The following is a 24,097-nucleotide window of genomic DNA, read 5'->3' as shown; positions in this document are numbered from 1 at the left end:
AAGGGCGCCCCCGTCGCTCGCTCAACCCTTCAGGGCGCCCACGGACCGAGCATGTCCTTCATCGCGTCCGTCATCGCGAGCTGCAGCAGCGGGCCGTAGGTGATCCGGCCGACGCCGAGGCGGCGGAAGCGCTCGAGATCGTGTTTGACGGGATGGGCTGTGGAGTTCACGGGAATGGCGACGGCGCCGATCACCGCCGCGAGCAGGTCGTCGTTGTCCTGGATGGCCACCGGGTAGACGCTGTCGGCGCCGGCCCGCTCCATGGCCCGCAGTCGCTCGATCGCCTCGTCGAGGACGCCGGAGGCCTCCTCCGCGTGCAGGAAGAGGTCGGTGCGCCCGTTGACCCAGACCGGGATGCCCGCGTCGTCGGCCGCCGCGCGCAGGCCGGCGATGTAGTTCGCGTGTTCCTTCGTGCCGCGGACGCGTCCGCCGTCCGAGTGGACGGTGTCCTCGATGTTGAGGCCGACGCCGCCGACCTCGGTGAGTCCGGTGATGAGATCCGCGGGCTCCTGTCCGTACCCGGCTTCCAGGTCCACGGACACGGGGACGTCGACCGCCGCGATGATCGGCCTGACGGCGGCGAGCACCTCCTCGAAGGTCTGCCCCTCGTGGTCTTCGGCCCCCCGGGACTCGGCGAGCGGATGACTGCCGACCGTCAACGCGGGAAACCCGGCGCCGGCCGCCGCCCGCGCGGACCAGACGTCCCAGACGGTAGGCAGCACGAGCGGCTGGTACTCGGCGTGCAGTTGCTTGAGGCGTTGAGCGCGCTCAACGGTGGTACGAAAGTCCATGCCGAGGACGCTACCCCCGGATCGCCACAAACAACGTGCCTGCGGGGCGCTGTCCGGTGACGGAAAGGCGCGGCTCGATTCCGCTTGAAGTCCCCGGCCGTACGGCCGAACGGCCCGTTGAGGCGACGGACTCAGGCGAAGCGCGCGCTGCGCACCGGCCCGGGGGAGTTGATCCGATGGCGCGGGCCCGTCGCCCACCGGGCGGTCGCCCGGGCGGCGAACGCGGTGAAGGCCTCGTCGGGGTCGGGCGGGGACTGTCCGTCGCCCTCCTGCGGGGTCGGGTCGGCCGCCAGGATCGCCTCGGCCAGTTCCTCGGCCGAGCGTTCGTCGGCCTCCGACCGTTCCACCCCGCCGTCCTCGGCGACCCGTAGGCCCGACTCCCAGGGAGCCACCACTCTCTGCACCAGCAGGGTGGAGACATCGGCGGTGGCGACGGGCGTGTCGGTCCAACAAGTGGCGTGTTCGAAGAGCAGCTCGCCCTCCGCCCGATCGCGCAGCGCGGCGACCGAGGCGGGTTCGGACGCGTTCAGGTCGTACGCCACCACCAACACGTCCGGGGTTCCGGGCCGGTAGGGGGCGGCCGGGACGTCGAGCAGCCGGGCCGCCGCGAGGCCGAGCGCCCGGCTGCCCCGGTCCGCGAGCAGTCCGATGGAGGCCGGCTTGCGGCCTGCCGCCCCCAGGACGCTCCGCAGCCGCTCCAGGCCGTACCTGCAGGACTCGAACTCGTCCTGCAGGTACGCCCAGCGTCCGGTCATGCCCTGGTTGAAGCCGTGGGGTGACAGGGTGGTGAGCAGTCCGCCGGTCAGCACGTAGTGCCAGCCGCGCAGGTCCGTGTCGCCCGAGGGCGGCAGGGCGGCGGCGCGGCCGAGCATCCGGCCGACCCGTTGGCCGGGCTCCACCCAGATTCCGGCGGGGGCCGAAAGCGAGGCGTACACGGTCCGGGCCATGTCGACCCGACCGCTCATCAGGGCGTTGTAGACCGTCAGGTAGCGACCGGGCCAGTCTTCCAACAGGGCGTCGTGGGCGCGCAGGAGGTCCGTCGCCTCGGCGTAACGGTCGACGTCCTCCAGGGCCGCCACCAACTCCAGCAGTATCCGGCCGGGCGTGAGCTTCGGGTCGGTCCACTGAGGGGGCTTGCGGCGGAACAGACCGGTGCGCTTCGGCTCGGGCGGCGCCAGGAGCAGCCCCAGTGCCTTCCGCAGGGCGGGGACGGCCAGCGCGGAGAGGCCGCGTTCGACACAGGCGTAACCGAACACGTAGAGGCGCTCGACCTCCAGGGGCCGGGCGGCCAGCCCGGTCGAAGCCTCGGCCAGGTCCGCGAATCCGGCGCCGTCGGCCAACTTGGCCACCAGCGGGGCGATTTCGGCGGACGCGAGTTCCTCGGCGGCAAACCGCAGGGTCCGCATCGACCCCTGCGGGTCGCCGGATTCGAAGAGCTTCCAGGCCTTGGCGAGTTCGGTGGTCATGTGTCTCCGGTGTTCGTCGGGCATCGGGTCCCGAGGATGATCACCGGCAGCCCGGGGGTCGGACAAGCGAATTTACGGGCCTCGCCGTCCGGGGCGCTCGCGGAGGCTGTGACCCCTCAGACCACTCGGTGCCGACCGCCCTGCCCGTAACGGCCGGTTTATAGATGTTTCGGGTCATTGTCACGGGGAGTGTCGGTCAGGGGACCCCGGCGCCCCGTGGTTCGGTGGGGACCATCCGTGAACCGAACCGCAGGGAGATCCCACATGCCCACCAGCCGTAACATCACCACCGCCATCACCGCCACGGTCATTACCGCCACCGCCACCACCACCGTCATCGCCGTCATGGGGGCTGCCCTCGCGAGCGCGGGCACCGCGCAGGCCGTGCCATCGGGTGACGTCACCGCCCCGTCGGCCTGTCGACCGGCCAACCACCTCGCGAAGATCACGCGGGACCGGCCCGACTCCGGGCACGTGCACTTCCGTGTCACGCTCACCGCGCCGAAGGGGTACGCGACGTGCCGCCTCGCCGGTTCCCCGACCGACGTGGCCTTCGCGCAGCACGGCACCCCCCTCGGTATCACCGCCGGGCGATACGGCGACCAGACCACCTCGGTGACCTTCGGGCCGGGACACCCCGTCCACTTCGACATCCGCGTCCCCGCCGTCGGCCGCGGCACCCCGGCTGACGAAGCCTCGTTCACGCTCAGGGCCCCCGGCGGCGAGATCCCCGGTACCTCCGTGGCCGAAGGCCCCTTCGAGGTGACCGCCGGCACCGCCGTCGGCCCGATCCGACCGGGAGCCTGACACTCCGCAGGCTGATCCTGATGCGCCACGGCGACCCTTAGCGGCTCCACCGCCGGCCGGCGCAGACTGAACTCTCGTTCTCCGCCTGACGAAGGGCCTTCTCCGCGGCGAAGGGCAGTCGGTGCTGCTCTGGCCGACGTCGCCTGGTGCGGTACGGGCGAGCCAGGAACGCCTGTGGAGGGCGTGAGGGAGGTCGGGTTCGAGGGCGCGTTCGTGGTCGGTGGCGAACGTGTGTGGGCCCCGACCCGGGGGAGTAGGTCGGGGCCCAGCGGGGTGCAGCGGCCGAGGCCGTGCGTGGGTCAGTGGCGGAAGGTGTCCTTGACGTCTTCCTTGGCCTGGCGGGCGTTGCCCTTGGCCTGGTCGGCGTGGCCTTCGGCGGTCATGCGCTGGTTGCCGACGGCGCGGCCGACACCTTCTTGCGCGCACCGGCTGCGGCGGCCGGGTGGCGGCCGACGTATCGGAGGATTGCGCCACTGTTCGCTCTCTTGGGAGTCCTGCTGGCCGCCGGCGCATCAGCCATGAACGTCCGGGTCCGCCGGTCGTTCCCAGGGCCGGCGGACATCCCGCGTGAGCGGCCGGGCGAGACGGAGCCGAGCGTGTGCGGCCAGAACGAGCCAGGTCCAGCGGCGACCATGGCGAATTCGCGAAGCCCAGGCCGAATCTATCCAAGGGTCTGCTTGAACTCCGCCACCCTTGGCAGCGGCACCACCAGGTTCGAGCCCCGTTCGGCACCGGACCCGAATGACAAGGCTAGGGCCTGTAGTGAAAGCCCTGGGCGCGTGGGATTTGGCGCAGACGTGGGGGCTTCGTTGTCAGTGATGTTGTGCATGATCGGCGGGTCAGGACTTCACGGAGGTGGGAAAGCGCCATGCCGATCACAAACCAGCAGGTGGGGGGACATGCGTTCCTGCGGCAGATGTACGACGACTCGTGCTTCCCCGATCGTGAAGTCGACCGGGGGAAGACGATCCTGCTGCGGCTGTGCGCGCGAATCGAGGCCGAGCGACCGTCGGATCTGGGGACCTTGTATGCGCTCACCCAGGCTGCGACGGAGGAGTTCAACCTGCTGGAAAGGGAGTTCGTGATGGCCGGGAGCGGGATCGAGACGGCTGCGCGTGAGTGGATCTGTGACGAGTTCTGTTTCGTCGCGTCGGCATACGGGTTCTCGGAAGCGGATGCGGAAGTGCTGACCGCCGGGCGCGACTGGTGAACGATGACGGGAAAGCCACCTCCGATCAAAGCCATTCGTTGAGGACGGCGGTGATGACGGTCGCCTCGTGGCGGACGGCGAGCTTGAGGCCCCTATGGAAGTCAAGCAGTAGAACGCCTCGACCGGGCCGGCGCCGCAGAGGGCCGCGAAGGAAGCCTCGCCGGCGAGTCGCCCAGGGTTGCCGCCGTCCGAGACGAGCAGGGCAGCAGCGCCGTCCGAGCCGACCCCGCGGACTTCCAGGACCGGCGTGCGGACCGCTTCGGCGGCGCCGCACTGGGGCCGGCACGGATGAAACCTCTCGGCGTTTCACAAGATCAGATAGCGTGCGTGGCTATGGGTGAGCTGATAGTGATCAGGCACGGCCAGACCGAGTGGAGCCTGTCGGGCCGGCACGCTGGACGGACCGACGTCGCTCTGACCGAAGAGGGCGAGGCTGCGGCCAGTGCTCTTGCTCCCAGGCTGACCCACCGCCGTCTGGCTGCCGTGTTCAGCAGCCCGCTGAGCCGCGCCATGCGGACGGCCGAGCTCGCCGGCCTGACCGGAGCCAAGCCCGATCCCGACCTGCTGGAGTGGGACTACGGCGGCTACGAAGGCCTGACCGCCGAGCAGATCCGCGAGGCGAGGCCAGGCTGGGACCTGTGGCGCGACGGCGTCGTTCCCGGTGACGCCGACCACCCCGGCGAGGAGCTCGCGCAGGTGGCCGCACGCACGGACGCGGTGCTGGACCGCATCCGTCCGCTTCTGAGCGAGGGCGATGTCGCCGTGGTTGCGCACGGCCATCTGGCGCGCGTGCTCACCGTGCGCTGGCTCGGACTCGACGCGTCCGCGAGCCGACTGCTCGGCCACCCGCACCCGGGTAGTCTCAGCTTCCTGGCCACCGAGGACGGGCACCCCGTCATCTCCGTTTGGAACGTCCCTCAGGGCAAAGGGGCGGTACGTCACACCTGAGGTTTGAGGCGCCGCAAGCAGATGAGTGCCGCGGCGATGCCGGCGAAGGCGAGGAAGCGCAGGACATGCGCAGATGTCCTCGACACCCCGATACTTCACCGCTCCTGTCATCTCATTGGTGAATCCGGGCCTGCGCCGCTCTTCACTGCGGCATGGTCGTCTACGGCGGCGCCCGGCCGGGCCCGCCGACCGGCGGAATCTGGGAAGTGGTGTCGTGGGCGAGCGGGAGACCTGGACGACGGAGGAATTCGGCACCAGCCACGAGGGCGCGGTCGGAGTGCTCCTCACCGACGGGAGCGTGCCGCCCCCGGTGTACTTCGACAGCGCGTCCGGAACCAGCGGGCAGAGCGTTTCGCAGTGGAGCGTCTACGACGGCCGACACCCGCATGGACCGCGCGCGGGCACGCTGCGCGCGGTGTGCTCCTGCGGCTGGACCGGCCCCGAACACCCCTTGGACTGGGAAGCGATCGGCGAGACGGAACTGGAGGAGGCCGGCGACGAACAGGCCGACGCGTGCCTGCGGGACTGGGACGGACACACCGCCCGGGTCGAGGCCACGACCGTTCCCCTGCCCGCGACCATCACCGACCTGTTGCGACGGTTGGAGGAAGAGATCGACAAGCTGACCCAAGACTCCCCGATCGCGGCAGTCCGCGCGACCCGCAGGATGGAGATCACCGCCGAACGGGTCGGCTACTGGGCCGCCCGTAGCACTCGCCACGACCTGAACGCCGCACAAGCCGCCGCCGCGCTCGGACTCGACGAGAACACCGCACGCAAGACCATGGCACGCCTCGGCCGCTGGAGCCCATACACCTGACCACGGGGCCCTGGGACGCTCGCGAGGAGGGTTCCCCTGCAAGATCCACCGCGCCGGGGAGGGCGGGCACCGCCCGCTCACGTCGGTCATCACGGCCGGCCAGTGGGAGGACGCACCGTGGATGATTCCCGTGTTGGAGGCTATCCGCGTGTCCCGGCAGGTGGTGGACGACCGCGCACCCGGCCCGACCACGTCGGGGGAGACGAGGCGTACTCGTCACGCCGCGACCGGCCCCGCTCAGAGGTCCGTCGCACCCGGATAGTGGCGACGAAGTTCGCTGAGTATGCCCTCGTCGACGGCCCTGACGTCCCACCACGAACTGTCAACTTCGGTCAGGACGGCCATCACCCTGTCCTCGACGGACCCGCGTGCCTCGGCGTCGATCAGTTGGAGGAAGGGGGTCGTCAGCGACAACAGCGTCAACGTGTCCATGCCCCCGTCGGCAGACCGTCTCTCCATCTCGGCACAGCGGGGATCGACGATCTCGTCGAATTCGACGTGCCACTTCAGGTCCAGGCCGAAGCTGCCGAGGCGGACCACCAGCTCAGCCAGGGTGACGTAGTGCTTTCCGTGCCAGGCAGGAAACGTGATCCCCTTCATCCCCGCCTCTGCTTCGGCTGTACCGCGTGACAAGCGACCACCTTCGTTCAGCGGCAGACACTAAGCCACGGTGTCCTGACCACCTCACACGGCCCATCGGACAGGCTCTGACCGGGTTGTCACCGGCGGATGCGAGGATCCCGGCAAAAGCCATGCAAGGAGATCAGCATGGCTACCGGGGACACCGGCCCCTTCGACGACGACACGGCTGCGGACTTGCCAACGCCCTCGGCGACGCCAAGTCCGAGGGACGAGAAGCCCTGCCCCGAGGTGTTCTCACGCGGGCCGTCGACTCTCGGCGGCGGCGCGCCGCGCCGTCGCGCCGCACACCTCGTCATTCGTGGTTCGGTGCCGGACGCGGATCGAACTTGGTCGGCGCTTTCGCCGTTCAGCGGACGTGGCGGCGGCCTTCGCCTGATCTTGTGCTCCGTCGCAGAGTGGATCAGCGCGAAGGCCGCGGTCGCGAGGTTGGTGCGTCAAGGCATCCCGCGGACGCGTGCGCGGAAGTCGCACGTTCCGGTCAGAGTTGTACGCGTGCACCCCGCGCCCGTCAAATGTGTCGAGGTGCTACTCCTCGCTAGGCTGCCCGGCCCGCCGGGTGAAAGTTGATGCGCTCATTGACGACGGGGAAGCCGGCCCTGGAAAAGATCGCGGCCATGGGGAAGTTGCCCTGGTCCGTCGCTCCGCTGACGAAATCCGCGCCCTGCTCGACGAGGAAGTGGGTGCACTCCGCGAGCAGGTCGTAGGCGTAGCCATGACCGCGCTGTTCCGGGACGACTCCGATGAAGCCGATGGTCGGGCCGGAGGGGTTGTGGGCCGGGATGTGGATGCCGGCCAGGTCGCCCTCCGGCGTGTGCGCGATCTGCCACCACTCCCGTGGGGAGGGGCACCAGCGGAAGAAGTCGAGTTCCTCCTGGGCGGCCTGGTCGAGGCCGCCCACCTCGACGGCCTTCAGCGCGTGGGCGTCCAAGGTGACGGAGTGGATGCGGCGCAACGCGTCGAAGAACACGGTGTCGTCGGGTTCGGCGCTGAAGCGCAGGCGTCCGGGCCGCTCGGGCAGACCTCGCTCCGGGGTCCAGCGGTACAGGAAGCGTTCCACCAGGAGTTCATACCCTGCGGCTCGTGCGGCGGCGAAGCGCGCCTCGGCGGCGGCGCGCAGGTCGGGCTTTTCCCGCCAGCCGCCGGGCAGGTTGACCTCGAGTTCGACCTGCCAGGGAGCGGAGCGCAGGAGTTCCGCCGCGGCCTCCTCCTCGCCCTCGGCCACGTCGAACCAGTTGATGTTGACGGGCTCCAAGTCGTCGGGGCCGCCCCACCACGCGCCGCGTGCGACGACCTCGCCGTCGCGCAGGGCGACGCGCTTCCATTCGGGGCGGAACCGGGTACGCCGATGGCCTTCACGGGCGCCCAGGGGGTCGGGAAGTGTGTCGAAGAGATGAGCGTCGCTCGTGGAGAGCGCGCGGATGACCGGATCGGTCATGGATTCCTCCGGAATACAGGCTGCTTGGAGCGCCCCCGGTCAGAACTCACGAACCACGCCGGGACAGCGGAAGAGGGAGCGCTGGAATGGTGTGAACTGCACGGCACTCGCCTCCTTCCGTCCGTCTCAGGGCGTGGAGCCACACGGTACGTGATCTTCCGCGGGTCCGTCCACGGATTTCCGTGCCCCTTGAGGGAGGGGATCGCGGACGGTGCGGAGGGCGTCGCCACCGGCAACTGACGCCGACCATAAGACTCTTCGGGCACTGCCGGGCTCGCGCGCGGGCTTGGCAAGCCGTAGGAGATTGCCCGCTCGGGAGTCCCGTGCGGTTGTTCCCCTTGTTCACGCGACGGATCCCGCTCCCCTCCCGGGGGGCGGGATCTCGTGTTCGGGCATGAACGTCAGCGGCCCGCGGTGTTGCTCGCCCACCGCGGTACCCCGTTGCGGTAGACCACCACGTTCGCGTCGTTCTGCATCTGCAGATACGCCCCCGAACCCGACGTGCCCGTGGCCCAGATCGGTCGGTTGCCCGGCGCTACCAGCACGAGGTTGCCGTCGTTCTGCATCCACAACACGGTGCCTGCGATGTTGGTGCCGGAGGCCCAGACCGGGCGCCCCGGCACGTAGGCGACCAGGTTTCCGTCCGTCTGCATGATCAGGGTGTTCCTGCCGCTCGGCGAGGTCAGGTACTCGCCGACCCCCAACATGCGGCCGGCGCCGAGTCGGCCGGGGAAGTACCAGGGCGTGCAGACCGTGTTGGACACGCGACCCGAAACGATCGAATTGCCACAGGCCCGCACGGAGTCGTAGCCGTTGACGTTCCACGTACCCGTGTAGGTACTGGTCTGGTTCCATGCCGTACGGACAGTCCCCAGCGGTCCGGCCCAACCGGACCCGCTGTTCGACGAACGGTCGATCCAGACGTTCCCGAGGCCGATGTAGCGGGGTTCGGCGTTCAGCAGCCCCCAGGCGCAGTTGTACTTCGGGGCGTAGCGGAGGGTGATGCGTACCCCGTCCGAGGTGGTGGCGGTGCCGGGTTCCTTGAATGCCCCGCTGGAGGCTATGGACGCGGCAAGACCGCGGTCCCCGTCATTGCAGCCGAGACTGGACGCGGATGCCGTGCCGATGGGCCCTCCCAGCGCGAAGAGGGTGCTCGCGGTGATCACCAGCACCGCCACCCTGGCGACCCAATTTTTGACGAAGCTCACGCCAATCCCCCTTGTCCACTCTCCCCAGCCGGCGACTGGGCGTACAAGGCTGCTCGCCTCCATGCACGGCTTCAAGGGCGCTCACCGGTGCGCTTGCGGCAAACAGGGGGAGCTTCTTGTCCGCTCGCGCGCCGCTGGTCGTCCACCGTGGTCCTGTGCTAAGGAGGTTCGGGCTTCGCAGCCCCGGCAGCCTGCTGGTGAGCTCGGACGAGCGTGGAGTGCCGGCTGCGGCGCGAGGACGGCCGGCGCACGTTCGTCACCGAGAAACTCACCGTCCTCACGGACCAGCGGGGCTTGCGCGTCAGACGGAAATCCGCATGCCGAACTGCTGGACGGGCTCACCGCGGAACGCACCACGCTCGCCGTCCGCCCGGAAGCACCGGCCTCCGCCTGGCACGAACGGCTCGGTACCAGTCGGTGGGACGTACCGTCCCCTGGGAGGGAGCGCCGCTCTACCAGGCCTTGGCCAAGCCGCTGAAGGACTGGAGCCGTTCCGCGGCCAGGAACACACCTGTGCTCCCGACCATCACGCTGCCGTCGTCGCGGTCCTCGGACGCCGTGGCGCTGCGTCCAGGATGGCCCACATCCTCCTGCCGTCGGGCGCGCTGTCCGTACCGACCGAGTCGACCGTGGCCAACGCCGCCACCTGGCCGAGCACAGAGTCGTCCGGCGCCCCGGGCACGTGGCTCAGAACGGCGACGAGGACCTTCTGCTCCTGATCGCCGAGGTGCACGCTGACCCGCTTGCCGCCGTCGGCGACGGCGGCCGTGACGAGCTGCTGCACGACCATTGCCAGGTCACTCTCGTCCAATGCCGGGTAGCCCCAGCCGCGGACGGTCTCCACGGCCTGACCGGCGGCCTTCTTCGCCGCCCATGTGTCGGCCCGGAACATGAGCGCGGCGGTACGCCGATTCCGCACGACCATCCGCGGACGCCGTACCGCGACCTCCGTCTTCGGGCTCGTCGCCGGCTGAGGCCGCGGGGGTTCAACCGGTTTCTTCTGCGGCGGTGGCGTCTTGGGCGGGTAGGCCGGCGGCACCTTGGGCCCCTTACCCTCAGGACTGGCCAACTTGTCCTCCTTGCAGCAGGTTTCGGCAGCTCCCACCATCCTGACAGGCCCATACCACCCGCGGACACAAACCGAATCATTCGGCTGCCACAGGACTCTCCTACGGGCGCGTGTCGGGGGGCGGATGAGCCCGGGGCCGGGCCAGGGGGCGGGCGGTGAAGCCGACCTGTGGAGGCTGGTGGCGGTCTCGAAGTCGACCTCGGCCGACACGCGCCCAGACCCGGGAGCGCCACCCGGTGCTTGCCATGCGGTAGGACGACCGCCCGGTGAGCCTTGAGTCACTGCCCGTGGGGGAGACCGACGACGAGGAGGGCTCCTGACGGGTTGGGGGCCACGCGCAGGGTGCCACCGTGCCGGGCCGCGATCTCGCGAGCGATGGCCAGGCCCAGCCCGGATCCGCCCGTGTTGCGGGCGCGGGCGCCGTCCAGGCGGGTGAAGCGTTCGAAGACCCGCTCGCGGTCGGCGGGCGGGATTCCAGGGCCGTCGTCGCGTATCTCCACTCGGGCCAGGCCGTCGGCGCCGTTGGTGACGGCGATGTCCGTGACCGTGCGGGCGTGCCGTGCGGCGTTGTCGAGGAGGTTGCGCAGCAGCCGCTCCAATTGCACGGCGCTGCCGTGAACGACCACCGGGTCGTCGGTGTAGGAGGTGAAGCGCAGCGTCTGGTGGATGCGGAGGTGGCGGAACTCCTCGACCAGGTCGTGGGCGAGCGCGGCGAGGTCGACGGGGGTGCCCGCCGGTGGGGCGCTGTCGTCGAGCCGGGCGAGCAGGAGCAGGTCGTCGGTGAGGTGCTGGAGCCGTTCGATGTCGTCGAGAGCTTCCCGTACGGTCTCAGGCCAGTCCACCTTCTCTGGGTGGGCGAGGGACGATTCGAGGGAGGCGCGGAGGTTGGCGATGGGGCTGCGCAGTTCGTGAGAGGCGTCGGCGATGAAGACCTTCTGTCGGGCGACGCCGGCGAAGACGCGGTCGAGCGTGACGTTGATGGTGCGAGCCAGCCAGGGGACCAGCGTGCCGGTGTCGGGGACCGTGATCCGCTGGGCGAGTGCGCGACTGGCGGTGACCTCCTGTAGTTCGCGGTTGAGGATCTCGATGGGGCGGAGGACCGTTCGGATCGCGACCCAGACAGTGGCACCGACGGCGAGTCCACCACCGATGGTGAGGAACCAACTGGTGAACGCGCCGGTGGAGTTCCACCCCCATCGGTGGGACTCCACGGTCGCGGCGAAGAACAAGCCCTCAGCCACCAGCACCGCTACCGCGGAGCCGATGACCAGGAGGCTGGGAAGCCCGTGTTCGTCCCCGGCCGGCGCCCTCCGCGGCGCGGTCGCCCAAGTGGTGCCGGCGACGAGCAGCACGGACACCGGGACAGCGATGCCCAGGAGCAGCCACGGCAGATAGGAAGGCGTCGGGCCGGTGTTGGTCAGGACCACGGCGGGAAGCCAGCGCGCATTGGCGAAGGTCACCAGCACAGCGGTCGCGCCGGCGGCCGTGACCGCGCCCTGGGTTCGCGCGCTCCCGCCCAGCCGCCAGGTGGCAGCGGCGACGAGGGCGCCGGCCAGCAGAGCTCCGGGCGCCGCCCCCTCTTCGATGAGCGCCAGAACACGGCCGAGGAGACCGAAGTCGGCACCGGTCCGCGGCGTCAGCATGGAGCCGATCATCAGGAGGGCCACCAGGCCCGCGCCCAGTACGGCGACGGTGCCCAGGCCCGCCACGACGCCGAGGCGGGCCCGGCCCGCACGGATGTCACCCACCGTCGGCCGCCAGCCGGTAGTCACCGCCGCGCACCGTCTCGATCGCTCTGCGTTGGAAGGGCGCGTCGATCTTGCGCCGTAGGGTACTGACGTAGACCTCGACGATGTTGATGTCCCCGTCGTACGACGCATCCCACACCTCATCCACGATGTCGAGCTTGGGGACGACCTCGCCCGCCCGACGGGCCAGGCATTCCAGCACCGCGAACTCCTTGGCGGTGAGGGTGATCCGATGGTCGGCGCGTCCGCAGGTCCGCGAGGCGGGATCGAGCCACAGGTCGCCCAGGCGTATCCGGGTACGCATCCGCTGTCCGCCGCGGCGCAACAGGGCGCGGAGCCGCGCTTCCAGGACGACGTAGGAGAAGGGCTTGGCCAGGTAGTCGTCCGCGCCGGTATCCAGCGCCTCGGCCTCGTCGTACTCACCGTTCTTGGCAGTGAGCATGAGGATCGGGGTGTCGACGCCGTCGGTGCGCAGGCGGGCGCAGACCCGGTAGCCGTTGAGGCCGGGAAGCATGATGTCGAGGATGACTGCGCTGTACGCGCGCTCGCTCGCCATCCACAACCCGATCCTGCCGTCTTGGGCGACATCGACCGCGTATCCGGCGGCCTCCAGGCCGCGCTTGAGGGACGCGGCCAGCCGCTCCTCGTCTTCAACCACCAGCACTCGCATGATCGTCAGTATCCACGCGTCGCAACGACCTCCCTGAAAAGCGCTTCAGGGAGCTTCAGCCTCCTTTCAGCAGGGTCGAGGACGGATTCTCCGCCGGACGATTCCGAGGGTCAGCCGCTCCGGCGGCGAGAGCATTCAGGGCATGGGTCCAGGTCCGCCGTCCTGGATCACGAGGCGAGTGCGCGACAGCCGAGCTCGACACACGGCGTCCCTCTCGCCACGTGTTATGGGTCTTCCACATGCGCCTGCATGACCGACATCGGCCCGACGGTGGTCGACTCTGCGCGCTGAAGGGGGGCCGAACTCACAGGCCCGAGCCCCGTGGACCCGGGCAAACCCGGTTCGGAAATGCACGTCTTGTCGGACGCGAACGTGCTGTCGCCCCTCGTTGGCGTCACTGCGGCCAACACCCCCCGACGGACTCGTCTCGGGTTGCCGCTCCACCTGCCGGAGCAGCTCGCCCAAGTCATCATTCGGCGAACGGGCGTTGTTGACTCATCGCGGTGACGAGGGTGGAGGACATGTGGGCCAGGGCGGGGTCTGCGGCGATGAAGAACGTTTCGACCCCGGCCAGTTCGTGGTTCATGCGGGCCATCGGCATTTCGTAGTTCAGGTCGGGAACGCCGCGGACTCCGCGGATGACGACGTCGATTCCGACTCGGCGGCAGTAGTCGACCAGCAGGCCGCCCGTGTGGGAGTCGACCGTGACGTTGTTCAAGTCGGCTGCTGCCGCGCGGAGTCGGTCCAGCCGTTCCGCGATGGGCAAGCGGCCGGTCTTGTTCGGATTGAACATCACGCACACGACGACCTCGTCGAACAGGAGGGCAGCGCGCCGAAGTACGTCCTGGTGCCCTTGAGTGATCGGGTCGAAGGATCCCGGGAAGAGGGCTCGCGTGATCGGAAAGAGTAACAACCGGCTGCCCCCGGTAGTGCAGTGCCAGGGAAACCAAACCACCCAAGATCAAGCGTGACGGGGAGAACGTCCAGCGGGACGGGACAACCGCAACGTCACACGTAGATCACGGCCACGAGGAACCGGCCAGCCGACCGACCGACCGGCCGACCGGTCGTCGTGCCAACGGTTTCGGTGCAAGGCCCGGCATCCGGGTAACGGTGGAGGTGGCGCCTGGTTGAATGTGCGGGTGGATCTTGAGACGTTCCGGGCCCTGCTGACGACCGAGGGCCAGGCCCTACTGACCGTGCTGCAGGACGTCGAACCGGGCCTGGAGGATGTGACGTTGGCTGATCTGCGGCGTGAGCGTCCTGCCGCATTGGTGTCCGCGGCCGTCGAGCAGGTGAGGTTGCGGCGACGGGCCGCGGCGAAGTTCGGGGAGTTCGCGTCTCGTCTGTACTTCACCCCGGACAGTGTGGAGCTGTCGTCCCACCTGGCCGTGTCCCAGTACAAACTGAGCCGTGTCCTGGACGAGCTCGGTGTCGTGCTGATCGACGCGATGAGTCTTGGCAGCGGTGTCGACGCCCTCGTGCTGAGCTGGTCGCACATGACCGAGGCTGTCGACAAGGATCCGCTGACCATCGAGATCACCGCGGCGAACCGGCAGGCGATGGATGAGCCGATGCTCCAGTTGAACTGCGCGGACATCACGGGGTTCGACAGTCAAGGAGAGGCCGTCTTCATCGACCTGATGCGTCGGGTCGGACCGGGCGAGGGGCGCGACCCCGAGGCGTACGACCCACCACTGTCCTGGGCGTTGGACCGGGTGCGCACGACCGGGGCAGGCTGGATCAGGCTCGCACCGGGTCTCCCGGACGAGGCTGTGCCCGATCTCGGGCGGGCCGACGAGGCCGAGTGGATCTCCTATGACGGGGAGATACAGGAAGTGGTCCTTTGGTTCGGCTTGCTCGGACGGCGGACAGCCTTGCCCACCCCGCTGCGCAAGGCCACCCTCCTACCCTGCGGTGTTTCGCTCGCCGGACGCGGTCTGCCGGAGCCGGCCGTGAGACCGGTCGGCCGCTACCTCTATGAACCTGACCCCGCCGTCGTCCATGCACGTCTGGTTGCCGAGGTCGCCCAGGACGTCTCCGGCGGCCTCGTCGATGAAGGCGGTCCGCTCATCACCGCCGACGAGCTGCACCGCACCCCTTTCGCGACCGCGTACGAGATAACAGACGTACTGCCGTTCAAGAGCGCGGCGTTGAGGGCAACACTGCGCGAGCGTACGGTCGGCCGGGTGGCAGTAGCGGCGCCGGGTCTGGGGATCGCCCTGGACGAGTTCCGGCGCGAACTCGCCCCAAAGGACCCCGGCGCGGCAACGGTGTTCATCACCGGCACCACAGACCGCCCCACGGTGCTGATCGCCAGTCCCATCTTGGACACGCCGACGCCCAGAAACGGAACGGCCTTCGCAGGATCCTGAACTCTGCGACGAGGTACAGGATTCGACGCAGAGCCCGTGGTGATGAGTGCCCCGACTGACCCGTGACCCGCCGAGCGGGCATACGGATTCCGCGAGAACCGCGTCTACTTGCGCGACCCGGGCGTCCGCCGCACCATCCCCGAGAAGTCCGACCGGGTCCGCAAGCGCGAGAAGCTCGGCTCCCGCGGCGGCCGCCCTCCCCTGTCCGACAAGACGACTACAAGACACACCATGTGGTCGAGTGCGCCTCAACAGGCTCAAGCGCCACCGGGCCGTCGCCACGCGATGGGACAAGCTCGCCGTCCGCCACCAGACCAGGCCACCAAGCCACCGAGCCGGTCGCAGCCATCAACGAGTGGTTCTGACACTGCCGAGCGCGAGCGGATCACCCGTTCCTTACCCGCTTGCGGTCGGCCAGGATGACCGGGTGAAACTCCACGCCGTTCTCGCCGGTGACCATGTCCGCCTTCCGGAGTCTGCCCTCGTTCCTGCAGACTCCGCCCCCCAAGGCATCATCCCCGCGGCGGTCATGCGGGACGCCGACCCGGATGCTTCCCCACCGGAGATCCGCACCGTCTCGGGAGAGACCGTCTTCGTCTCCGCTGAACGGCGTACCGAACTGGAACGCTTCTGCATCGACAACCGGATTCCCCGACGGTCCAGGTCCGACGTGTGGGGTGACCTTCTCGAGCCCTTCCTCGACACCGAGTTCACCACCGAGCACCAAGCTGCCGCTCAGGCCCGCCTGGACCAGGTCGGTCTGGGACCAGACGAAGTGGCCGGCATCCGGCACAAGGTCGCCCGACTGATGCGTGCCTACAACACTGTCCACGAGGACTGGCACCACCTCGGCCTGGCCGACCTTCTGGACGCTGCGACCGCAGACTGGATTCCTGAGGACCAGCAGATCAGGCCCAGTGAGGTTGCCGCCTTCTGCGCTTGGGCGATGAGGATTGCGGACCTGGGCTACTCGCGACGGACCGCACCGCGCCTGACACGCCGCACCCGCAGAGCTCCGGGCGGGGGCGGCAACCACTGACACGCCGCCCCCGCCCGCCCTCTGCCATATCCTGCCCCCAGGCGGGTGGTTACCCAGCAGCGGAACAAGGGGGCGGGCGGCATGCCGAGGGAAGGCAGCGACAGAGGATGTCAGTGCCCATGGCGACTCTGAGAGCCGAGGAAGCCCGCCAGATCGCCCGCCACGCGCTGGCGCACCAGGCTGAAGCCGTGGTGGACGACGTGCTGATGGTCGTCTCGGAGCTGGTCTCCAACGCGGTTCGTCATGCGGGCGGCGTGACCGGCTTCGACATCCGAGTCGAAGCGGACGCGGTGGTCGTCGAGGTCGCCGACGCATCCCCACGGAAGCCGCACTCTCCAGGCAGTCCCGTACACGTACCGGGCGGCTTCGGCTGGCTTCTGGTCAACCGCCTCACCAAACACACGGACATCCGATCCGGCCCCCACGGCAAGACCATCACCGCATACCTCGCGACCTGACAGGTCGCCTCCACTCCTCAACCACCGCGGTAGCCCCAGAGCCGGATCCTCGACTCGAACGAAGTCCGTACCGCCCCCCCCGGGCGGCCTCCAGGGGAGCTCTCCCGGCATCTCCGATCCACGTTGCGAGCCCCGCCGCCAATCCCGTCCCGCGGGTGGCCGGCGCCGCCTCCCCGTGGAGAGTCGAGCCAACGACGCTGGAGACGATTCCGGATGAGGCCGTCAGTCAGGCCGGCATCCAGTGATCAGTCCACCAGGGCTCCGCCCCCTGACAGCGCGTGCTCGCGGTCTCGTTGCTCACGCCGGTCTCAGACACATCAGATCCCTTACGAGCGGCATGATCGGCCCGACAGCTCCTCATCGGGAATGGGCGCGGGCGCGTCGCGCCGTCCCCGTCGCGCCCTCTACTGTCTCGCGGTGTCGAGGGCGTCCGCGAGCGCGTCGACGAGTGGGTCGGTGACACCTGTCGGCCGGGCGGTGACGACACGGCTCGGCGGGTGACCGTCGACGGGTACGAAAGCGATGCCGGTCCGCGCGTGCCGCCGCGCGGCCCCGGCCGGCAGGAGGCCGACCGCGCCCTCCCACAGGACCGCGTGCAAACACTCCTCGACCGACGCCACGACCGGGCCCGGCGCGCCCTCCTCGGCGGCGAACCAGTAGGCCCGCCATCGAGCATCGGTTCCCGGGGGCAGGCGGAAACGCGGGCGGTCGGCCAGCTCAGTGACGTGCAGGCGCGGGCGGCCCGCCAGCGGATCCGCCGCGGGGACGACCGCGACCAGCGGCTCCTCACCGAGCAGCCGAACCGTCAGCCCGGCGGTGTCGAAGGGCAGACGGGTCAGCGCGAGGTCCACCCGGCCCTCGCGCAGACCGGCCGTCGGATCGGTGACCGCCGCCTCACGCAGCCGCACCCGCACCCCCGGGCGCATGCGCCGCAAGGCGGCCAGCGCTGCCGGGCCGATCTCCAGGCCCGCGCCCGCGACCGTACCCAGTACGAGTACCCGGTCGGCCACAGTGCCGCGGACCCGCTCGCGGGCGCGTTCGGCACGTTCCAGAAGATCCCGCGCCTCCACCAGCAGCACCTCGCCCGCGGGGGTGAGCCGCGCCCCGGTGGGGATCCGCTCGAACAGCCGGCACCCGAGGTCGGCCTCCAGCTCCCGGATACGGCGGCTCAGCGGCGGCTGGGCCAGACGTAGACGTACGGCGGCGCGGCCGAAGTGGCCCTCTTCGGCCACGGCGACGAAACAGTGCAATGCCCGCAAGTCCATGACCAGCCACGATACCCAGAACGAACCCACTCTCCCGAAACCGGTCTTGGACAGCACCGCAGCACCCGCGGTGAGGTGGTGCCAGGCGCCGGGCCACGGGCCCGCCGCACCCACCCCGCCCACCGCTTCAGGAGCCCGCACATGTACGCACGCCCCGACGACCTCCACCGCGCCCGCTCCGTCGGCGGCAAGGCCCCCGCGGAGTTCGCCGCGTGGGTCGCCTTCCAGCAGGCCGTGGACCGGGAGGACGGGGCGGTGCCGCGCCGATACCGCGAGCTGATCTCCGTGGCGGTCGCGCTCGTCACCCAGTGCTCCTACTGCCTGGACGTACACACGGCCGCCGCCCGCCGCCACGGCGTAACCCCCGAGGAACTGGCCGAGGCAGCCTTCGTGACCGCCTCCGTCCGCGCAGGCGGCACACTCGCACACGCACTGCTGGCCGACCGCCTCTACGAACAGCACACCCACACGGCGCCGCCCGCCCACGGCTAGTGCTCCAGCCTGGGCTTCTCCCATACCGCTGGTCAATGCTTGAGTGTGGGGAGTGCAGCGGGCTGGTCACGGACGCGGGACGGTCTTCGTGGACCGTCCCGCGCATGTGTGCCCACGGCGCATGGTGTGCCCGCGAGTGGGACAGTCCCGTCCGGATCTGGCCCCTACGAGTTGGTCCGCGGCGACATGCCCGTGCTGGCCGGCGAGTACTAACTGCGCGCTTACAGCACGGCCCGTGAGACGGAGAACGGCGGTTGGACCCGGTAACCGCACCATGACGAGTCCGTTCGCCGCGACCGCGTCCTGAAGGTCTCCGACCGGGGCGCGATGTCCCCGGTCGGGCGATCGTGTCGTCCTCCGGCACTCAGCCGGCCCTGGTGGAGACGATCCGTGGTGGGGGCCCGAATACCCGAGAGGTAAAGGCTTCCCCGCTTCCCCTGAGCAAGCGCGGCCCGGGCGCCCGCGCCGGCACCGTCCTGGCGCCGTGACGGCTCGGGGACGGCGCGGGGACGGACAACCGGGCCCGGATGGACCGGGGCCCGGACGCACCTGGCTCCTCGGTGCTGCCTTCCAGCCGCTTCAATCGCGCGGAGGAATCGACTTGTCGATATTGGCGAGAACCCGACGCGTGCTGTCGATGTCCATCTCTATGAGGTCTCGGTCGAACGTCCCAGGCCCTTTCCGATAGCGAGCCCTGCCCGCTTCGGAGGTGAAGGCGTCCGCCGGGATGGCGTCCTGGCCCGGCGGAACGAATTTGAGTACCTCTTCGAAGGCGGCGAGCGCGTAGGCCATCGCCGCACGGTACCTGTGGTGCTCGGACGTGGGTCGGTTGAGCAGCTCAAGTGCGGCGGAGCGGGAAACCCGGTAGCCGACGTCGGCGAACTCGCCGGGGTCGATGATCCGGGACGGTTCAGCGCCACCGAAGGCCGGCGCGGGCGGAGGAGTCTCTTCAGCCATCCGGAACTCGAAGCGACGGCTGCGGCCGCACTGCCGACAAACCCCCTCGTACACCGCCACGAGGTCGTCGCCCCGCAACTCCAACCGGTGTTGCCGGGCGAAGTCGGAGCTGCCGCACTCGCATGCGTACAGGTCCATGTACAGGTGCGCTTCGGACGAGGATCGGGCTCTCAACATGGCCTGAGCCTAAGCTCCATTGCGCGGTTTCGGGTGGGAGCGGACCATCGCGGTGCGCTGTGGGCGGACGGTGTCGCCGGGCACGGCGGTTGGCCGACCGCGTGCCTTGGCGCTCCACGCACACGAAGGCCGGGGGAGACTCTTCTCGATTTTTGCGTCCAGGCGGAGGCGGCGGACCCGTGGAGGGTGCCGATGGACGCTGCCGTGATCGACAGCGGTGTCGGCGCTGATCTCCGCCACCGGGTCCGGGCGCACCGGAACGACATCCCGGACGTCGCGGGGCCCCCACGCCCCGAGAACCGAGCACCGGCCACGGATGGCCTGGGGCTGCGGCCGTCGTGGCGGCACTGGTGAAGCGTCGGCAGCCGCAGCGTGCGCAGTGCCGTGACACCGGCCGGCGTCGAGCATGGGCAGCGACAGCAGATGCGCACCGGTTCGAGATACGCGAAATGCGCTCAGGTCCGAAGCCGATGTACACGAGAACGGTAGGCACCCTGCGTCGGCTTCGGGGCATGCAACCCACGCCCGGCTCGCGGCAATGCACTCGCGTGGCGCTTCCCCGTCCGCGTACGGTCTGCGCATGACGAGGACCACGCCGACCAGACCCGCGCACGTGGAGGCTGTGTTCCCGGAGCTCGCCGCCTATCGGGGCCGGACGACCCGCCTGCACCCCCGGCCGGGGCGACCTGGCATGCATGAGAGCCATGTCGGCGGACCGATGCTGTGGCCCGCCGGCGAGCCGTGGCCGGTCTGCCAGGAGCCCCACCAGCCCGAGACCGAGGGGTACGTGCCGGACGACGTCCGCAGTGCCCGGGCCGCGGGCGTCTGGCCGCGGAGCCGGCCGTGGCCGGGCTCCGGAGCGCCCGGTGAGGACGGTTCGGTGCCGTTCGTGGGCCTCGCCCAGTTCTTCCGCCGGGACATCCCGTCTCTGGCTGCCGGGCCCGACGGTGCGGATCTGGTGCAGATCTTCCGCTGCCCGTGCAACCACGGTCCGTACCTGGAGCGCCGATACCACCTGCTGTGGCGGCGGGCCGCAGAGACGGAGCGTGCGGAACGCTTCCTCGCCGCACCGCCCGAAGTACCCATGCTGCGTTGGGAGCACGAACTCCCCGAGCCGTGTGTTCTGCATCCCGAAGAGGTGGACACCTATCCCTGGGCGGAGGACGACACGCTGCCCGCCTCTCTGATCGCCGGCATCGACGCGTGGGACGACGCCCAGGCCGCGGAACACGGGCCTGACGCTTCCAGCTACCAGTCCGACCTGTCGATCCCGCCCGGCTGGCGGGTGGGCGGCTTTCCGAGCTGGGCGTCGACGGGTCCGATGCCCATCGGCTGCGAATCCTGCGCGACCCCGATGCGGCTGCTGCTGACCGCCGGCGGTGACGAGATGGACGCCGGCTCACACAGCTGGGTGCCGCTGCAGGACCGCGACCCGTCCCTGCGGGGTAAGGCCTCGATCCAGGGCGGCTGGTCCGTTGTCCAACCGACCCGGCTCCGCTTCGGCCGGGACCGGGACCTGCATGTCTTCACCTGCCCGGCCGAGCCCGGCCACCCACCCCAATGGGTGCTCTCCTGAGGGGTGGTGAGCCAGCGGGACCAGCTATCGCTGCCCAACGGCTCCGGGCCGGGTGCCTGGGTGACCACCCATGGGGGAGCAGCGCGACGGCGGCCGCGACGAGGTCGGTGGACTCGGGGTGCCGTCCGGGGCTGTCGGTCCATGGTGAACAGCCTGCACTCCTCCAGCGGAAGCAGACCGTGGAAGGGGCCGGAACCGCTCCCGCGAGTTCGACGAGGAACTTCCGCTAGGACGACGGCAGTTCGATACGGTGGTCACCCTCAGAAGGCGTCCACCTGCGCGGAGCCGAGGCGCGAACCAACGCGGAACTGGTGACGCCGGGCGCCCGCGGAGTGGCTGCGCCGCGCCTGGCACGGGACCTTCGCAGGCGGCCCGCCGTTCGTCGCGGGCGGGCAGCGACCTCCTCGGCCGGGCAGAGCAGGACGCGGTGGTGCTCGACTTGCGGGCCGGATGCTGCGGGTCTGACCCCGCTCTCGATTCCGCCACACCCAAGTGGAGATCCTCCAGGCACCCTCTGGCGTCTTCACCTGCTCGGAGCTGGGCCACGAGTGGGCTCGGCACCTGCCCTGTGCCTCCTGCCATCCGGCCATATTCGGCATGGTTCCGCGACAAGTGATTCAGGTAATCCTCGCCAGAGCCGGGTGTGCCGTATATACGCTGGGACCAGTGAACCCGATCCTGGGGGACCCTTTGCGTGGAATCACACCGTCACTACGCACTGCCGGCGCTGCGATCCTGGCCCTGGCTTCGTCGGGCGTCACCGCTCCCGCTCCCACCGCGATCACGGAATCACATGCCGCACTGTCGGCTTCGGAACTGACACTCCTGGTCCAGATGGCTGACGCCTATCTCCAGCGTCGCGCCGATGCCGTCACCACGGGTGGATCGCGCATCCGTTTCGCCTCGGCACCCGTTCCCATGACCGCGGCTGCGGCGGAGAATCTGGCAGGTGACCTGACCGCGTTGCAGCACACCGGGCGGGCTCTGGAGAAGGTCAGCGGTGGTATAGCCGCGCGGATGTGACCGTGACGCCAGGTGAGAGCAGCGTCATGGGGGACACCGCAACGGTCGTTGCCACCGAGGACGCCCGCCTGTACTACCCGAACCCCCAGGAGGGGGGTGCCCGCCTACGAGGAGTACTCCTTACCGCACACGCTGACGTTCACGCGATCCGCGGAGGGGTGGAAGCTCGCCGGCGACCAGGCGCGGATGGAGCCTTCGTCGCTGCGGTCGATCACGCAGATCACCAAGCCGCTGGGAGATCCCGGTCGCATCAACGAGCCCGGCCCGGGCGGCGAGCCGGCACCCCACTCGCAGGACGAGGGCCCCAAGGAGCCGCCCAGCAGCACGGATCTGCCTGCGACGGGCATGTCGTCGCGGACTGCGAAGCCGACGGTCTCCGCCTCGTACAGCCACGACAAGATGGTTGATTGAGTGAATCGGTACTGGAAGAACGACAACGGCGGCTGCCGCCCCTACGGCAACGACTGCACCAGCCTCATCTCCCAGGCAATGAGAGCCGGCCGCTGTAACACCGCAGCAGGCAGCCATTCCTCCCGGGTAGACAGCAGGGAGCCCCCGGCGTACCCGCCGTGCCCTCCGACACCGCCGCGGCGGTGCGTGCCACGCCCATCGCACCTGACACGAAGGGAAACCCGCCGTGAGGAAAGCCCTGGCACCGCTGACGGTTCCCATCCTGTGCGCGGTGCTCGCCGCCTGCGCTTCCGAGAAGGACGGTAGGAGCGAGCGGCAGACCGCCGAGCAGTACATCGCCGCGCTGAACGCCCGCGACCCCCAAGGGCTCATCGCCCTGACCGAGCCCGATGTACCGGGGCGCACGGGCGTGAAGGAGAGCGCCGAAAAGATCATTGCCGAGAACGGTGGACGCGACCTCAAGACCAGAATGATCGACGTGCTCAAAGAGTTCGAGCCGACCTACGCCGGCGTGCATGTGACCGGCACCGATGGCAGCGGCAAGCAGTTCAGCATCTACATTCAGATGGGCAAGAAGGAAGGCGACTGGGTCATCGGTCTGGGCCAGACCCCGATCAAGGGTGCCATCAAGACGCCATCCACCTAGGCCGTTTCCTTCGGATCATCTGATCATTGGTTGATGTGTGTCGTTGACTGATGCCCAGTGGGCATGAATTGAGCCCTTGTTGCCAGACCGGGCACCGAAACGGGGCGGGCGGTGGCGTGACCACCGCCAGGTGATCGACGCGATCGCGTTCAAGTACCGCACGGGCACGCCGTGGATGGACCTGCCCGAGCACTTCGGCTCGTGGAAGGGTGCCCACAACCGGCTGCGGAAGTGGGCGGCCGACAGCACCTGGGAGAAGGTCTTCACCGCTCTCCTCGCCCAGGCCGACGCCGAGGGCGACCTGGAGTGGGTCGTCGCGGTCGACTCCACGATCGTCCGTGCCCACCAGCACGCCGCCGGGGCCCGTCAGAAGGGGCCCCGGACGGCGAGCCCGCCGACCATGCCCTCGGACGGTCCCGCGGCGGACTGACCACGAAGATCCACCTGGCCGCCGACAATCGCTGCCGGCCCCTGGCCTTCCTCATCACATCCGGCCAGGCCGGTGACGCACCCGCGTTCCCGAAGGTCATGGCCCGCTTACGGATCCCGAGGCCGGTCGGCAGACCGAGGGTGGCCCCGGACGTGGTCCTGGCCGACAAGGCCTACTCGTCCCGCGCGATCCGCTCCCACCTGCGTCGGCGCGGGATCCGGGCGGTGATCCCCCAGCCCGCCGACCAGGCCGCCAACCGCAAGCGCCTCGGCAGCCGCGGTGGCAGGCCACCGGCCTTCGACCGCGAGGCCTACAAGCAACGGAACACCGTCGAACGCTGCATCAACAAGCTCAAACAATGGCGCGGCCTGGGTGAGGTCGACTCGGGGCGCCCTGCTGATGTTTCCACCAGTGGGTTTCCCCGAGCCGCCTCC

The 24,097-nt window shown here is 69.6% G+C and carries 23 protein-coding genes and 4 pseudogenes; 15 read left to right on the top strand and 12 right to left on the bottom strand.

Annotated elements, in window-relative coordinates; genetic code table 11:
• Window positions 1–29 precede the first annotated feature (29 nt).
• Window positions 30–791: an isocitrate lyase/phosphoenolpyruvate mutase family protein gene (locus OHA84_RS02415; RefSeq protein WP_266973748.1), complete on the bottom strand. Its 762-nt coding sequence runs from the start codon at window positions 789–791 to the stop codon at window positions 30–32.
• A gap of 131 nt (window positions 792–922) precedes the next feature.
• The gene (locus OHA84_RS02410; protein ID WP_266973750.1) at window positions 923–2,257 is read right to left on the bottom strand and encodes a hypothetical protein; all 1,335 of its coding nucleotides are present in this window, start codon (window positions 2,255–2,257) and stop codon (window positions 923–925) included.
• 264 nt (window positions 2,258–2,521) lie between these two features.
• Between OHA84_RS02410 and OHA84_RS02405 the strand changes: the two genes are divergently transcribed.
• Complete coding sequence (locus tag OHA84_RS02405) at window positions 2,522–3,064, top strand: DUF4232 domain-containing protein (protein WP_266973752.1); 543 nt, start codon at window positions 2,522–2,524, stop codon at window positions 3,062–3,064.
• Between the two features lie 299 nt (window positions 3,065–3,363).
• On the opposite strand, the pseudogene OHA84_RS02400 reads toward OHA84_RS02405, so the two are convergent.
• Window positions 3,364–3,486, bottom strand: a pseudogene (locus OHA84_RS02400) (CsbD family protein); the annotation flags it as partial.
• 446 nt (window positions 3,487–3,932) lie between these two features.
• Between OHA84_RS02400 and OHA84_RS02395 the strand changes: the two are divergent.
• The 4 genes and pseudogenes from OHA84_RS02395 to OHA84_RS02380 form a co-directional block, all read left to right on the top strand.
• A complete protein-coding gene (locus OHA84_RS02395; protein WP_266973754.1) occupies window positions 3,933–4,274 on the top strand; it encodes a DUF5713 family protein in 342 nt (113 codons plus the stop codon).
• A 333-nt stretch (window positions 4,275–4,607) separates the two neighbouring features.
• Window positions 4,608–5,222 carry a histidine phosphatase family protein gene (locus OHA84_RS02390; RefSeq protein ID WP_266973756.1) on the top strand — a complete coding sequence of 205 codons (615 nt, stop codon included), beginning with the start codon at window positions 4,608–4,610 and terminating at the stop codon, window positions 5,220–5,222.
• 214 nt (window positions 5,223–5,436) lie between these two features.
• Window positions 5,437–6,042: a hypothetical protein gene (locus OHA84_RS02385; protein WP_266973757.1), complete on the top strand. Its 606-nt coding sequence runs from the start codon at window positions 5,437–5,439 to the stop codon at window positions 6,040–6,042.
• Window positions 5,981–6,300: pseudogene (locus OHA84_RS02380) on the top strand (IS5/IS1182 family transposase); the annotation flags it as partial. The gene OHA84_RS02385 and the pseudogene OHA84_RS02380, both read left to right, overlap by 62 nt.
• Here OHA84_RS02380 and OHA84_RS02375 read toward each other — a convergent pair.
• The 6 genes from OHA84_RS02375 to OHA84_RS02350 all read right to left on the bottom strand — a co-directional run bounded on the left by OHA84_RS02375 (window position 6,280) and on the right by OHA84_RS02350 (window position 12,814).
• Window positions 6,280–6,642 carry a hypothetical protein gene (locus OHA84_RS02375; protein ID WP_371591308.1) on the bottom strand — a complete coding sequence of 121 codons (363 nt, stop codon included), beginning with the start codon at window positions 6,640–6,642 and terminating at the stop codon, window positions 6,280–6,282. The pseudogene OHA84_RS02380 and the gene OHA84_RS02375 overlap by 21 nt on opposite strands.
• A 577-nt stretch (window positions 6,643–7,219) precedes the next feature.
• On the bottom strand, window positions 7,220–8,119 hold the full coding sequence (locus OHA84_RS02370; RefSeq protein ID WP_266973761.1) for a GNAT family N-acetyltransferase: 900 nt from the start codon (window positions 8,117–8,119) through the stop codon (window positions 7,220–7,222).
• 401 nt (window positions 8,120–8,520) lie between these two features.
• Complete coding sequence (locus OHA84_RS02365) at window positions 8,521–9,327, bottom strand: hypothetical protein (protein ID WP_159041649.1); 807 nt, start codon at window positions 9,325–9,327, stop codon at window positions 8,521–8,523.
• A gap of 526 nt (window positions 9,328–9,853) precedes the next feature.
• Window positions 9,854–10,252: a hypothetical protein gene (locus OHA84_RS02360; protein ID WP_371591307.1), complete on the bottom strand. Its 399-nt coding sequence runs from the start codon at window positions 10,250–10,252 to the stop codon at window positions 9,854–9,856.
• 422 nt (window positions 10,253–10,674) lie between these two features.
• A complete protein-coding gene (locus OHA84_RS02355) occupies window positions 10,675–12,144 on the bottom strand; it encodes a cell wall metabolism sensor histidine kinase WalK (protein WP_266973765.1) in 1,470 nt (489 codons plus the stop codon).
• Window positions 12,137–12,814 (bottom strand): response regulator transcription factor, encoded by a 678-nt coding sequence (locus OHA84_RS02350; RefSeq protein WP_266973767.1) that lies wholly within the window; start codon window positions 12,812–12,814, stop codon window positions 12,137–12,139. Before OHA84_RS02350 ends, OHA84_RS02355 begins: the two co-directional genes overlap by 8 nt.
• A gap of 291 nt (window positions 12,815–13,105) precedes the next feature.
• Between OHA84_RS02350 and OHA84_RS02345 the strand changes: the two are divergent.
• Window positions 13,106–13,225: pseudogene (locus OHA84_RS02345) on the top strand (IS5/IS1182 family transposase); the annotation flags it as partial.
• Window positions 13,226–13,283: 58 nt separating this feature from the next.
• Here OHA84_RS02345 and coaD read toward each other — a convergent pair.
• Complete coding sequence (gene coaD, locus OHA84_RS02340; protein WP_266973768.1) at window positions 13,284–13,727, bottom strand: pantetheine-phosphate adenylyltransferase; 444 nt, start codon at window positions 13,725–13,727, stop codon at window positions 13,284–13,286.
• Between the two features lie 229 nt (window positions 13,728–13,956).
• Here coaD and OHA84_RS02335 point away from each other — a divergent pair, with 229 nt between their 5' ends.
• The 3 genes from OHA84_RS02335 (at window position 13,957) to OHA84_RS02325 (ending at window position 16,686) form a co-directional block, all read left to right on the top strand.
• The gene (locus OHA84_RS02335; RefSeq protein ID WP_371591306.1) at window positions 13,957–15,189 is read left to right on the top strand and encodes an SAM-dependent methyltransferase; all 1,233 of its coding nucleotides are present in this window, start codon (window positions 13,957–13,959) and stop codon (window positions 15,187–15,189) included.
• A 355-nt stretch (window positions 15,190–15,544) separates the two neighbouring features.
• Window positions 15,545–16,228 carry a hypothetical protein gene (locus OHA84_RS02330; RefSeq protein WP_371591305.1) on the top strand — a complete coding sequence of 228 codons (684 nt, stop codon included), beginning with the start codon at window positions 15,545–15,547 and terminating at the stop codon, window positions 16,226–16,228.
• A gap of 119 nt (window positions 16,229–16,347) precedes the next feature.
• Entirely contained in the window at window positions 16,348–16,686 is a 339-nt protein-coding gene (locus OHA84_RS02325) for an ATP-binding protein (protein ID WP_266973771.1), read from the top strand.
• A 404-nt stretch (window positions 16,687–17,090) separates the two neighbouring features.
• Here OHA84_RS02325 and OHA84_RS02320 read toward each other — a convergent pair whose 3' ends face one another.
• Window positions 17,091–17,951, bottom strand: a complete 861-nt coding sequence (locus OHA84_RS02320) for a LysR family transcriptional regulator (protein WP_266973772.1) — start codon at window positions 17,949–17,951, stop codon at window positions 17,091–17,093.
• Between the two features lie 141 nt (window positions 17,952–18,092).
• Between OHA84_RS02320 and OHA84_RS02315 the strand changes: the two genes are divergently transcribed.
• On the top strand, window positions 18,093–18,443 hold the full coding sequence (locus OHA84_RS02315) for a carboxymuconolactone decarboxylase family protein (protein WP_266973773.1): 351 nt from the start codon (window positions 18,093–18,095) through the stop codon (window positions 18,441–18,443).
• Window positions 18,444–19,022: 579 nt separating this feature from the next.
• Here OHA84_RS02315 and OHA84_RS02310 read toward each other — a convergent pair.
• Window positions 19,023–19,538, bottom strand: coding sequence for a hypothetical protein (locus OHA84_RS02310; RefSeq protein WP_371591304.1), 516 nt, complete (start codon window positions 19,536–19,538; stop codon window positions 19,023–19,025).
• A 730-nt stretch (window positions 19,539–20,268) separates the two neighbouring features.
• Here OHA84_RS02310 and OHA84_RS02305 point away from each other — a divergent pair.
• The 5 genes and pseudogenes from OHA84_RS02305 to OHA84_RS02285 all read left to right on the top strand — a co-directional run.
• Window positions 20,269–21,153 carry a hypothetical protein gene (locus OHA84_RS02305; RefSeq protein ID WP_371591303.1) on the top strand — a complete coding sequence of 295 codons (885 nt, stop codon included), beginning with the start codon at window positions 20,269–20,271 and terminating at the stop codon, window positions 21,151–21,153.
• Between the two features lie 666 nt (window positions 21,154–21,819).
• Window positions 21,820–22,176: a hypothetical protein gene (locus tag OHA84_RS02300; protein WP_159041306.1), complete on the top strand. Its 357-nt coding sequence runs from the start codon at window positions 21,820–21,822 to the stop codon at window positions 22,174–22,176.
• Between the two features lie 96 nt (window positions 22,177–22,272).
• A complete protein-coding gene (locus OHA84_RS02295) occupies window positions 22,273–22,587 on the top strand; it encodes a hypothetical protein (protein WP_266973775.1) in 315 nt (104 codons plus the stop codon).
• A gap of 226 nt (window positions 22,588–22,813) precedes the next feature.
• Window positions 22,814–23,233 (top strand): hypothetical protein, encoded by a 420-nt coding sequence (locus tag OHA84_RS02290; RefSeq protein ID WP_266973776.1) that lies wholly within the window; start codon window positions 22,814–22,816, stop codon window positions 23,231–23,233.
• Window positions 23,234–23,300: 67 nt separating this feature from the next.
• Window positions 23,301–24,034: pseudogene (locus OHA84_RS02285) on the top strand (IS5 family transposase); the annotation flags it as partial.
• Window positions 24,035–24,097: the final 63 nt, after the last annotated feature.

The sequence above is a fragment of the Streptomyces sp. NBC_00513 genome (assembly GCF_041431415.1).
Taxonomy (GTDB): Bacteria; Actinomycetota; Actinomycetes; order Streptomycetales; family Streptomycetaceae; genus Streptomyces.
Note: the sequence above shows the minus strand (reverse complement) of the source record. Positions and strands in the feature narration are given on the sequence as shown.